The organism is Streptosporangium pseudovulgare, assembly GCF_014648055.1.
GTDB classification, from domain to species: Bacteria; Actinomycetota; Actinomycetes; order Streptosporangiales; family Streptosporangiaceae; genus Streptosporangium; species Streptosporangium pseudovulgare.
Genome location: NZ_BMQJ01000045.1, coordinates 1 through 11,160 on the forward strand (window position 1 = coordinate 1; position 11,160 = coordinate 11,160).

An 11,160-nucleotide genomic window follows, 5' to 3' on the forward strand; every position below is an offset into this window, starting at 1 on the left:
CCTGGCGAGCACGGCTACGGGTCCGGAAACGAAGAGAGCCCGCCTGATCCACACGATCAGACGAGCACTCGTGACACATGATCAGGCCATCTCAAGAACAGCCCCACAGGGGAGCGGGGAGAGCCAGCAGGACCAGTCACACGGTATGCCCGCTCAACGCCAGGCCGGATGAAGCAGGGTTGATGCGGCAGGCGGCCTCACACATCCGCGTGGAACCTGCGCCCGCCGTGGCGGCATCTGTGTCGGTGCAGAAAGCAGGGCTGCTGTCTTGGATCCCTTGCGCACGCGGGCGGGTCATAGCGGGCGGTCTTCCAGCGCCTGGAGCATCGCTTCGATGTGGTCAGCTCCGGTGGTGCGGTAGACGATGTAGTGCCGCAGGCTCACCTGCTCAGCGATTGCCTGGTCCAGTTCGGATTCAGGGATGCCGGCCGATAGGGCCAGCTCCCGGACTTTCGCCATGTCGAGCGAGGGGCGGGAGAACTCCGCATCGATCTGAGGGAACACTCCGGTAGGGGAGATCGACCGGGCGATGTCGGCCCATTCCTGCTGCATCGCCTCCATCACCCCGCCCCAGCGCGGTGCGCGCATCGCCGTCTCGACGCCGGCTCGTGTCTTGAACCGGGCTTCCGCGCCGCGCTGCTCGGCCCGAGCGCCGGTGCCCTGGGGGCCGCGCAGCGTGAGGGTCCACGGCTCGTCGCCGAACGGCAGCGCACCTAAGACGTCGCGCAGCGCGGCCGTCCAAGAGATTCCGCTGCTCTGCTCTATGAGCTGACCGTCACGGTCGCGGTGCACAGCGACGATCCACGGGCAGCCGGTGGCGTCGGCGGGCGGCGCGTCGGGTTTCGCCGCGGCGGCGCGTTGCTGGATGAGCTGGCTTAAAGACAGCAGGAGCAAGTCCCCGCCAGACCAGCCGGCGCAGCCGTCTTTTTCCAGATCGGCTGCGAGCTCCACGGCGGTGGCGTGGTCGAGGCCGAGAGCGTCGGTGATGCGGCGGGTGGCCTGCACCAGATCGTTGTACTTCGAGCGGCTCACGTAGGGGAGTCCTCTTCGGCGACGCGGTGGGAGATGAGGATACCGAGGCCTGGATGAGAGATGGAGGGTGATGGCCTTTGTCAGCGTTTGCACCTGTAGCGGCAGGTGCAGCCGCCGGGCAACACCTGAGCACTCCCGATGGCGTGGCTGCGGTCCGGGCCCGGCCGGCGGGTTAGCCGATGCCTGACCTGTCCCGGCCTCGCAAGGCCGTTGGCCGGACACGAGGACAGCGGCCGAGCCAGGCTTCGAGGTCATGGACTCTCACCGCGATGGCACTCTGCCTGCCCTCGTGATTCATGAGGGCATCGCCTTGACCGAGGACGGCCGGCTCTCGGTCGACGGCGCTCCCATCGCCCCGGGCCGCTACCGGCTGCACCTGTGCGCCGGGGGTGCCGAGCGCTCACCGGTGCTGGCCGGGGCCGACAACGATGACGGCTTCGAGGCGATCAGCGTGGCCAAGCTTTTGTCCGACGCGTCGTAGGGCGGTGCGGGCCGGGACCGGCCGCCAGGGTCGCACGCCCGGCCCGCGGCCGCCAGGCGGCGCGTCGGCGGGCCGCGTTTGATTGAAATCACTTCACAGCCGCCACAGCCGTACGGTCTTGTCCCCGCTGCCGGTGGCCAGGATCTTGCCGTCGGGGCTGAACACCACCGACAAGACGGGGCCGGTGTGGCCGGTGAGGGGCCGGCCGACTCGGTCATCTTCTATGGCAAAGGCGGCGACATCGCCACCAACCGGCGTGAGGAGCTGGAGATGAGCGTGTTGTGCCTGCGCATCCTGCAGGCCGCGCTCGTGTACATCAACACCCTGATGCTGCAGGACGTCCTGGCCGACCCCGAGTGGGCTGAGTTGCTCAAGCCCGCCGACCAGCGCGGGCTGACCCCGCTGTTCTGGCAGCACGTGCAGCCCTATGGCGAGGTCCGCCTGGACGTGGCCAAGCGCCTTTCGCTCGGCGGCGCCGTGCCGGCCCCGGAGGCGGGCAGCCCGGACTAGCTTCATGATCGCGGTAGGGGCCGGTGCGCGCCCGCCTGGCAGGACGGCGCGCATCGGTCCCGGGCCAAAGCCCCTTCGTCAGGGCGTCCTGCTCCCGAAGGCGTCCCCAGCCCCAAAGTAGCGATGAGTTAGATCACGATTGCGGTTCGTAGTCGTCACGAATCGCGCGTACCGGGGCGTAGGGGGTGTTCCCCGTTCGATCGTGTGCCCTGTTCTCGGGGGTCGGTCAGGCGAAGGGAGCGGGGGGGATGCGTCGGGAGTGGGAGCCTGAGGAGCTGATCGCGGCGTGGACGCTGCTGGACAGCGACTGGGATCTGATGGGGAACAAGACGGGGGCGACCCGTCTGGGCTTCGGCCTGCTGCTGAAGTTCTTTGAGCAGGAGGGCCGTTTCCCGCGACATGCGGGTGAGGTGCCGCGGGCGGCGGTGGACTACATGGCCGGGCAGGTGAAGGCCGACGCGGCGGCCGGCGTCGTCGGCGGGCACGAAGATGGGCCTGTACCCGGCGTCGTAGTAGCCCTGGATGATGAGCTCGTGCACGCGGCGGATCTCGCGTTCCTTGGCCCAGACCAGGTCGTCGGCGGAGTTGAAATCGTCCAGGGCATCCAGGATAAACACGGCGTCGTAGCGGTAGACGCGGGCGGCCTGCTCCAGCTCCGCGTACGGGCCGAGGCCGAAGAAGGCGTCCCAGCCGTAGCCGTCGGGAATGCCCCGGTTGTAGAAACATGGCGGCCAGGACGATCACGTTGCACAGCAGGTGCAACGTATCCATGAGACCCCCACCCTGGCGACCGTGTCTGAGAGGCGTCCTCCACTGCGCATCGGTCTTCGAGGTCGTCGAGCCAGCACAGGGCACTCAGCCCGGGCATGAAGCAGTACTGGCCGCCGCGTGTAACAACAAACTGCGGCAGCTCCGGCAGGCGCCGCCGTGCAGGTCACCGAGGGATCGTGAAGTCGCCGGTGCCGTCGTTCGGTCCGACCACGGGATCTCTCGCGTTGCCCGCGCCGACGGGGACGCTGTCGTCATCCATTGGGACTGGACGAACTCGAACTGCGATCCGAGGTGCGCTCCGACGAACGCGCACGTCAGCCTTGCGGCAGCCGATCCAAACAGGCGGGTTCAATTACGCAGGGTACAGGCCGGTCACCCTACGATGCTGAGGTGACCCACTCCAGTCGATTGTGGCGCGCGGACCTTCTCAGAGAGGAGCCAGTGCTCCTGGCGCCCCTGGCGCTGATCGCCGTCGTCACCGTGGTAGCCGTTCTGACTCCGAGCCCTCTCTACTTCAGCCGCTTTCTTGTCATCGCTCCCGCTTTGGCCGCCTCGATGTGGCCGGTGATCGAAACGGTGGCCCTCGGCCTGCTCGTCTTGGCCATCGACGTCCTGATCGCCGTAACCATCGGCACTCCGGGGGAAATGCACACCCAACTGTTCACAAGCGCGATGATCGCGGGTGTGACCGCCGCGGCCGCCTACGCCAGCCATGTGCGCCAGCAGCGGGAGGAGCATCTCGCTCAGGTCCGCTCCGTCGCCGAAACGACACAGAAGATCCTGCTGCGCCCCATGCCCCACCGCCTCGGCCGGTTCGACATCGACGCGCTCTACCTCGCTGCCGCGACCCAGGCCCGTGTCGGCGGTGACTTCTACGAAGCGCTGGAGACGCCCTACGGCGTCCGTCTGATCATCGGAGACGTTCGTGGAAAGGGACTACCCGCGGTCGGCGCGGCCTCCGCGATCCTCGGAAGCTTCCGCGAGGCCGCCTACGACGAGCCGGACCTGGCGCGGTTGGCGCGCCGACTGGACGTGAGCATGAGTCGCTACGAATCGCTGTTGTCCGGTGACAACGTGGAGTCCTTCGCGACTGTCCTGCTCGCCCAGTTCCTCGATGACAGACCGGTGGTCGAAATCGTCAACTGCGGCCACCCCTCGCCGCTGCTGCTCCGCGCGGGAGCGGTCCGCGAGGTCACTCCCACGGCTCCCTCGCCGCCTATCAACATGGGCGCTCTACTCGGGCAGGACTATCAGATCGACCTCCTTCCCTTCGCCGCCGGCGACCAACTGCTGCTGTACACCGACGGCGTCATCGAGACCCGCGACCACACCGGCGCGTTCTTCCCGCTGACGCAGCACGCGGGTCAGTGGGACGCGGACTCTCCTTCCCGGCTGCTCGAACAACTCCACACAGACCTGGTCCACTACGGCCACGGCCGACTCGACGACGACATCGCGGTCGTCGCCGTCCGTGCGACGGACGACCGGCTGGGCGGCCCGTCCTCGCCAGGCCGTCCGTGATGGTCGCGCTTGGCGAAGGTGCGTCCGATGGATCGCCTCCTACGGACGGATCTTCAAGACCCTGCACATCCTCCAGTTCATCGACGTGGATGAGACCTACCGCCGCGACATCAAGGACATCCGCAACCTCCAAGAGAACCGCCACTCCCTCGCCCGGAAGATCTGCCACGGCAAGAAGGGCGAGCTCTACCACCGCTACGAGCGCGGCCTGGAGAATCAGCTCGGCGCCCTCGGTCTCGTCCTCAACTGCGTCACCCTCTGGACGACCGTCTACCTGGATGCCGCCGTGCGTCAGCTCAAAGCCCAGGGCTATCCGGTCCGGGAGGAGGACATGGCCCGGTTGTCCCCGTTCGTCCACTCCCACCTCGGCGTCCACGGCACCTACACCTTTGCCCTGCCCGAGCTAGCCCACGGCGCCATCCGCGACCTGCGCGACCCCGATGCCGCCGAAGACGACGAGATCTGAAGCGATACGTTGCTATCTCGCGGCATATGGTGCGTGACAGCGCCGTACAGGTTGATCGCAGGCGGTCTCTCTACAAGATCGCTGATGGAGGGTTCTACGTGGCCGTTTCGGTCCGAAGTGCGAAGTTGGAAGATGTTTCCGCGCTTGTCGAGCTACGCATGGCGAACGCGGAGCATCACGTTGGGCTTGGCCCGTCCGTCCATCGCCGGCCGGACGTCGATGTGGTGCGCGGCTACTTCGAGAGTCGTCTGCGCGACGGGCAGGATGATCTGCTACTCGTGGCTGAGGTGGATGGTGAGGCAGCGGGTATGGCGGAGGTCGTCCTGCGATCGGCGCCTCCCGACCATCAGATCCTGATTCCGCGCCGCACCGCGGAGGTCCACACTGTGGTTCTTGACCGCCATCGCGGTCGAGGTGTCGGTCGGGCTTTGCTGGCCGCGGCTGAGCAGATCGCCAGGGACCGCGGCGTCGAGTTCCTCCTTGCGGTGATCTTCGCGCCGAACGAGGACGCCGTCGACTTCTACTCTTCGGCCGGATTCGGTGGCCACGGACTGCTGCTCCGCAAGGGACTTGGCGCGGACTGATCCGCCCCGGCGTTCGCCTCAGCCGTTAGGTCCAGGCCCTGCAGCGTGCCGAGCTGGAGGAGCTGGCACGGACGCTCGCCGGGCAAGATGAGCGGTGCCAGCCCTGGCCCAACCCCGTGTGTCGGCCTCCGGGGAGGATCGGACCGGATCTTGGCGCTACAGGGACCAAGAGTCACGCCGATGAGCCCAAATCGCGTTGGTCTGCGCGAGTCCTTGTCGGTCGACTCGGGCCGCCGACGGATGCCGTCGTTGACCTGCGTCGCAGCTGCGTCAGCAGGTCAGCGATCGTAGGGGGGTGATGCTCGCTAGGCACGGTCGATGAGCACTTGGACGCCGTCGAGGATGCGATCAAGGCCGAAGTCGAGTGGATCGAGCTCGGTGGAGGTGAATGCGCCGTCGGCGATCGCCTTGGTCAGGGCGGGGAAGCGATCGCTGTGGCGGTTGAGTAGTTCGCTGGTCAGGCGGCCCCATTCGCGGTTGTGGTCCTCGTCGAAGTCGGCCCGTTGCTGGGCGAGGCTGCGTACCTGCCCGGCGATCAGAAGGAAGACCTGGTGGCGTTGGCCAGGGGTAAGGCCGGTCGGTTCCAGGGCGGCGAGGGCGGTGTCCATCCAGGCGAGCTGGTGGGGGCCCATGATCTGCCGGCGCATGGCGGTGGCGGCCAGCAGCCAGGGGTGGGCCTGGTAGACCGCCCACTGGCGGTGGGCCCACGCGGAAAGCCGAGCTCGCCAGCCGGAGCCGACGGCCGACAGGTCGGGAGGTTCGGCGAGGACGGCTTCGACCATCAATTCGACGAGTTCGGTCTTGCCGGGCACGTAGCGGTACAGGGCCATGGCCGAGACGCCGAATTCGGCGGCCACCCTGTTCATCGAGACGGTCTCCAGCCCTTCGGCGTCGGCGAGGGTCACGGCGGCCTGGGCGATGCGCTGGGGGGTGAGGCTGGGCTTGGGGCCGCGGGCGGGTTGGTCCTGTTCGCCCCACAGCAGCGCGATGCCCGTCGGCAGGTCGCGCGCCTTCTTGTCTTTGTTCTCGCGCGGCTTGGCTGCCCTGGCCATGGTCGCTCCCCTTGGTGAGGTCGTTCGCGGACGTCGGTTGACACCCTCCCACAACTGTATATAGCGTAAACATGATTGTTTAAGACATAAACAGTTTAGAGGAGTAACAGATGCTCGGCATCGCCGTCGCCGCAACCGCCATCGCGGTCATCGCCGTCCCCGCCGCGGGCCTGCTCGGCTACCGCCGGCTCAGGCGCACCGCCCACGCCAAACGACTGCGCATCACCAGCCCATACGGCATCGAGGAATCCGGCTTCGCCCGCATCGGCGGCATCGACCAATGGATCTCCATCCGCGGCGAAGACCACCGCAACCCGGTGATCCTGGAACTCCACGGCGGCCCCGGCGCCACCAACCTGATCTTCGCCTCACGCACCCGCGCCTGGGAACGGCACTTCACCATCGTGCGGTGGGACATGCGCGGCGCCGGCAAGACCTTCGCTCGCGGCGGACCCGACAGACAGGGCGACCTGAGCCTGCAGCGACTCGAGCGCGACGCCCTGGAGGTCACCCAGCACATCCGCGCCCGCCTCGGCGTCGACAAAGTCGTGCTGCTCGGCTGCTCCTTCGGCTCCTTCATCGGCCTGCGCCTGGCCCGCAACCACCCAGAGCTGTACTCCGCCTACGTCGGCACCGACCAGAACATCAACGCCGGCGGCCGCGACCACACCGCCTACCGCGCGCTGCTGGACCGGCTCGGCACGGCCGGCAAGCGCAAGGAACTGGCCGCCGTCACCGCGATGGGCCCGGACAAGACGGCCTGGAGCGTCGAGGACTGGTCACAGTACAACAAGCACACCGTCGGCTCCGACCCGCTCACCTTCGACACCATCAAGACCGTCGTAATCGGCTCCCTGCTGTCCTCACCCCTGCACTCCCTGCGCGAGCTGCCCGTCTACACCAAGGCCATGAGCTTCTCCCAGCGCGTCGCGCCCGAGTCCGCGACCATCGACGAATGGGCCGAAGGCACCACGTTCGCCATCCCGTTCTTCATCTTCCAGGGCGAGCGCGACGTCATCACCCCGCCCGAGCCGGTCCGGCGGTTCTTCAACGACGTCACCGCACCCGTCAAGGACTTCGCCCTCATCCAGGACGCGAGCCACTTCGCCTCCTTCCGCCACCCCGACCAATTCCTCGACCTGATGCTCACCAAGGTCCGGCCCCTGCTCACCAGCCAACCGATCACCTGGTGAAGCGCCACAGCCCTTGACCATCACCAACCCGTCGGCCAGACGACTGGACATCGGCGCCGCTGCAAGCGGAACGCAATCTGGCTCCACATAGCCACGGTGGCTCTGTGTGTTCTCAGAAATGAGGAGTTCTGACAGACCCTGGCCAGCCCTCCGGCGGTGTCCGGTTTGTCCCTGGCCGTCGTTCTCATAACCTCTCGCAAAACTGTGTTCTCACAACACGGTTCACGATAGGTTTTGCGACATGAGCGATCTTGATGACCCCGCGGCCGCAGTTGAGGCGTTCGACTGTCCGACGTGCCAGGCGCCGGCGGGCAGCGCCTGCCGGACGCGGGGCGGGAAGGTCGCGCCGAAGTACCACACGCCACGCTTCACGCTGGTGCCGCAGCTGCGGGCCGATCTGGAGTTACGCACACCCGCCGATCGCGGGCCTGGCCGGGCCTGGGCGGCGGGCCCGGCACGCGACGCCGCTGCCGCCGTCGCCGGGGCCAGGCCGACCAGGGTCGGCTACGCCCGGTGCTCCACCGAGCAGCAAGAGCTGCAGAGCCAGCTGGACGCCCTGGAGACGGCAGGCTGCGAGCCGATCTTCTCCGAGAAGATCAGCACGCGCGTGAAGGTGCGGCCGGAGTTCGCCAAGGCCATGGAGTTCGCCCGCACGATCAAGCAGGCCGTCCCGCACCAGCGGGTGATCTTCACGGTGCATGAGATGAAGCGCCTGGGCCGCGGCGCGGCCGAGCTGCTGACCATCGCCGAGGAACTGCGCCGGGCCGATATCCAGCTGGAGCTGCTGACCGGCCCGTTGCAGGGGGTGTACGACCCGAGCGGGCACGGGGCCGCGTTGTTTGCGTTCTTCGCCGGGATGGCCGAGTCCGAGCGCGAGTACATCCGGGAGAAGTCGCTGGAGGGCCAGACCTCCGCGCGTGAGCGCGGCCGCCACGGCGGACGTCCCAAGGTGTTCGACGACGACATGATCGCCTATGCCCGGTCGCTGCGCGCCCGGGGCGTGCCGGTTCCGGAGATCGCGGCCAAGCTCGTCATCCCCGCCGGCAAGAACAAGGGCCGGCACCCGTCGCTGGCCAGCGTCTATCGCGTGCTGGCCGAGGATGCCGGTCCCGGCCTCGGCGCCTGACCGCCCTGGCCACGCCGGGGCTCAACCGCCCTCGTGAGCACCATCGTGGAAGGGACGCAAACCCCCGGCCACATCGGCGCGGGAGAAGGCGTAGCGGCCCAGGAAGTTGATGTGGTCGTACTGGATCGGCGACAGCCGCGCGCACATCTCGTCAGTGACCGGGAACCCCTGCTCACGCAGGTGCTTGACGGCAGCGTCCAGATACAGGCTGTTCCACCAGATGACCGCGTTCAACGCCAGACCCAGACTGCCCAGCTGATCTTCCAGGCCCTCACGGTAGCGCTGGCGCAGCTGGCCCCGGTTGCCGAAGGCGATCTTCCGCGCCCGCCGGTGACGGGCCTCCTGCACGTTCAGCTGGGTGCCGATCATCCGCCGATAACCTTCGTCGGCGATGAACTGCAGCAGATGGAGCGTCTTGAAGATGCGGCCATAGTGGGCGAACGCCTCGCCCAGGCCCGTGGTGCGGCCGTCGGCCGACAGCATCCGGATCAGGTCGTAGGCGCGCACCGTGCCCATCGTCAGCGAGCCGGCCACCCTCAGCATGTCGCCCCAGTGCGCGCGGATCTTGTCCAGCCGGACGGTGTGGCGGGACATGTGCTCCAGCGGCCCGTAGACGGCGCGGGTGTTGGTGCGCCACAGCCGGGTGTCGGCCAGGTCGGCGATGCGCGGGGAGAACTGGTAGCCGCAGATCGCGAACAGGCCCGAGACGATGTCGGAATAGCTGGCGGTGTCGGTGACCACCGTCTCCGGTCTGGGCCCGCCGTCGAGGTTGTGGATGGCGTCCAGGATGAACAGCGAGTCGCGCAGCGTGCCGGGCACCACCAGCCCGCCGATGCCCATCACCTGGTCGTTGATCACGTTCAGCCAGGTCGCGCTGCGCTGACGGCCGAAGTAGACGGGGTTGTGGCCGGTGTGCAGGTTCTGCACCGGCACCACGAAGCGCAACCCGTCGGCAGAGGCGATGTGCCCGCCGCCCCAGCAGGCGACGATGTCGAGTTCGGCTTGGGCCGCGATCAGGCGGGCGTTGGCCGCCGCGATCGTCTCGCCGCGCAGGTACCCCTGGTCGACCTGGAGCAGCCGGGCCCTCGTCAGCGCGGGTACATTCGGTTTCTCGATCGGGACCAGGCCGACGTTGCACGCCTCGGCCACGATCAGCGCGGCCAGGCTCACCCCGAAGTCCTCCATCGACGCGTCAGCGCCGGAGATGTGGGTGAAGTCGCCCGGCAGGCCGGTGCGGTCGAACACCTCCAGCAACAGCTCGGGAAAGTCCAGCCGGGGCTGGATGCCATCGATCAGCGTGCGTAGCTCCTTCATCAAGGGCGGTTCTTCGGCCGCGCCGAGCTTCTCCAATTGCAGTCGGCCGCCGACGAACTGCACCGCGGTGTTGGCGCCCAAGCCGTTCAGCACCCGGGCGTAGGTGCCCTCCAATGCACTGGCGAGCTCGGCCAGATGGCCGGCCGGTTCGACCTCCAGCTCCAGCGAGGTGAGGACGCGCGGCCGCGCCTGCTGCCACGCGTCCCCGTCCAGCAGCCGGGCCCGCGGGTCGCTCCAGCGCTCGGACCCTTCGGCGAACACATCACGCCGGCGCAGCCCATGATGCAGGTGCATAACCGCGCACAGCACAAACGCGGCCTTGTCGATATGCCCCTCCGGCAGGTCCGGGTTGCGGTAGACCAGCGGCCGCCACGACCCGGTGATCAACTCCTCGTGCGCTGCGATATCGCTCGGTGCGTAGCGGCGGCGGCTCTTGGCCATCGCCGCGGCGGTGCGCACCATCGCCAGCACCGGTGTGCCGGCCTCGACCGCGCGAAAGCGGATCACCTCCAGCAGCAACTCGATGAAGCCCTGCACCGTGCGATACCGCTTGACCAGCTCGGCTCGCCATTCGGCGGCTGCGTCATCGTCAGTCGTAGGCACGAACGCCGCGACCGTCTCCACCGCCGAGGCCAGCTTGTCACGCGGCACCACCTCCTCGATCGCCTTCCACACCTCCACCAGCGACACCAGCCGATCCTCGGTCGCCTCCGGCGCCGACATCAGCACCTCCACCGCCGAGGCCATCGTGCGCGCCGCCTTGCGCAGCTTCGGGAAGGTGCGCGGTTGCTCGGCCTTGCCCGCCCGCTCGGCCCGGGCCAGCAGGTTGGAGGTAATGAGCAGGTCCAGCACGTCCAGGGCGTCATCGACGGACGAGGTCTCCAGGTGCCGCACGGTGGCCAGCAGCGTGGCCGCCTGCCGATCGCCTTCCAGATCTCGCAGCGTCGGAGCCTTGGAGGCCAGCCCGTGGCGGGCCAGCGCCGACAGTTTCACCGCCGGCACCGGCTCCACCCGCACCGCCCCGGCGCCCAAACCGCCGATCTCGGCCACCCGACGCAACTCCGCCACCATCACCCGGCCCGAGGCCCGCGTCGGCGCGGTACGTAGCCG

11 protein-coding genes and 2 pseudogenes are annotated in these 11,160 nt (G+C 68.1%); 8 read left to right on the forward strand and 5 right to left on the reverse strand.

The window, feature by feature from the left end; all coding sequences use genetic code 11:
- Positions 1 to 294 precede the first annotated feature (294 nt).
- Complete coding sequence (locus tag IEZ10_RS38100; protein ID WP_189251360.1) at positions 295 to 1,032, reverse strand: hypothetical protein; 738 nt, start codon at positions 1,030 to 1,032, stop codon at positions 295 to 297.
- Between the two features lie 310 nt (positions 1,033 to 1,342).
- On the opposite strand from IEZ10_RS38100, the gene IEZ10_RS38105 reads away from it, so the two are divergent.
- Complete coding sequence (locus IEZ10_RS38105) at positions 1,343 to 1,513, forward strand: hypothetical protein (protein WP_189251361.1); 171 nt, start codon at positions 1,343 to 1,345, stop codon at positions 1,511 to 1,513.
- Between the two features lie 93 nt (positions 1,514 to 1,606).
- Here the strand turns inward: IEZ10_RS38105 and IEZ10_RS40190 are convergent, their stop codons facing one another.
- Positions 1,607 to 1,738, reverse strand: a complete 132-nt coding sequence (locus tag IEZ10_RS40190) for a WD40 repeat domain-containing protein (protein WP_268246440.1) — start codon at positions 1,736 to 1,738, stop codon at positions 1,607 to 1,609.
- Here IEZ10_RS40190 and IEZ10_RS39715 point away from each other — a divergent pair.
- Together IEZ10_RS39715 and IEZ10_RS40540 are read left to right on the forward strand one after the other, a co-directional pair.
- Positions 1,700 to 2,023, forward strand: a complete 324-nt coding sequence (locus IEZ10_RS39715) for a Tn3 family transposase (protein WP_268246437.1) — start codon at positions 1,700 to 1,702, stop codon at positions 2,021 to 2,023. The genes IEZ10_RS40190 and IEZ10_RS39715 overlap by 39 nt on opposite strands.
- Positions 2,024 to 2,271: 248 nt before the next feature.
- Positions 2,272 to 2,469: pseudogene (locus IEZ10_RS40540) on the forward strand (DUF4158 domain-containing protein); the annotation flags it as partial.
- A gap of 75 nt (positions 2,470 to 2,544) precedes the next feature.
- Here the strand turns inward: IEZ10_RS40540 and IEZ10_RS40545 are convergent.
- A pseudogene (locus tag IEZ10_RS40545) lies at positions 2,545 to 2,730 on the reverse strand (DEAD/DEAH box helicase family protein); the annotation flags it as partial.
- Between the two features lie 454 nt (positions 2,731 to 3,184).
- Here IEZ10_RS40545 and IEZ10_RS38120 point away from each other — a divergent pair.
- The 3 genes from IEZ10_RS38120 to IEZ10_RS38130 are packed head-to-tail and all read left to right on the forward strand — an operon-like array spanning position 3,185 to position 5,365.
- On the forward strand, positions 3,185 to 4,315 hold the full coding sequence (locus IEZ10_RS38120) for a PP2C family protein-serine/threonine phosphatase (protein ID WP_229812089.1): 1,131 nt from the start codon (positions 3,185 to 3,187) through the stop codon (positions 4,313 to 4,315).
- Entirely contained in the window at positions 4,266 to 4,781 is a 516-nt protein-coding gene (locus IEZ10_RS38125) for a Tn3 family transposase (RefSeq protein ID WP_189251364.1), read from the forward strand. Before IEZ10_RS38120 ends, IEZ10_RS38125 begins: the two co-directional genes overlap by 50 nt.
- 26 nt (positions 4,782 to 4,807) lie before the next feature.
- Positions 4,808 to 5,365 (forward strand): GNAT family N-acetyltransferase, encoded by a 558-nt coding sequence (locus tag IEZ10_RS38130; protein ID WP_189251365.1) that lies wholly within the window; start codon positions 4,808 to 4,810, stop codon positions 5,363 to 5,365.
- Between the two features lie 305 nt (positions 5,366 to 5,670).
- On the opposite strand, the gene IEZ10_RS38135 is transcribed toward IEZ10_RS38130, so the two are convergent.
- A complete protein-coding gene (locus tag IEZ10_RS38135) occupies positions 5,671 to 6,417 on the reverse strand; it encodes a TetR/AcrR family transcriptional regulator (RefSeq protein WP_189251366.1) in 747 nt (248 codons plus the stop codon).
- Between the two features lie 110 nt (positions 6,418 to 6,527).
- Between IEZ10_RS38135 and IEZ10_RS38140 the strand changes: the two genes are divergently transcribed.
- Positions 6,528 to 7,610 (forward strand): alpha/beta hydrolase, encoded by a 1,083-nt coding sequence (locus IEZ10_RS38140; RefSeq protein ID WP_189251367.1) that lies wholly within the window; start codon positions 6,528 to 6,530, stop codon positions 7,608 to 7,610.
- Between the two features lie 241 nt (positions 7,611 to 7,851).
- Positions 7,852 to 8,736: a recombinase family protein gene (locus IEZ10_RS38145; RefSeq protein WP_189251368.1), complete on the forward strand. Its 885-nt coding sequence runs from the start codon at positions 7,852 to 7,854 to the stop codon at positions 8,734 to 8,736.
- 21 nt (positions 8,737 to 8,757) lie between these two features.
- On the opposite strand, the gene IEZ10_RS38150 is transcribed toward IEZ10_RS38145, so the two are convergent.
- The coding region (locus IEZ10_RS38150) for a Tn3 family transposase (RefSeq protein ID WP_189251369.1) at positions 8,758 to 11,160 on the reverse strand (2,403 nt) is incomplete at its 5' end.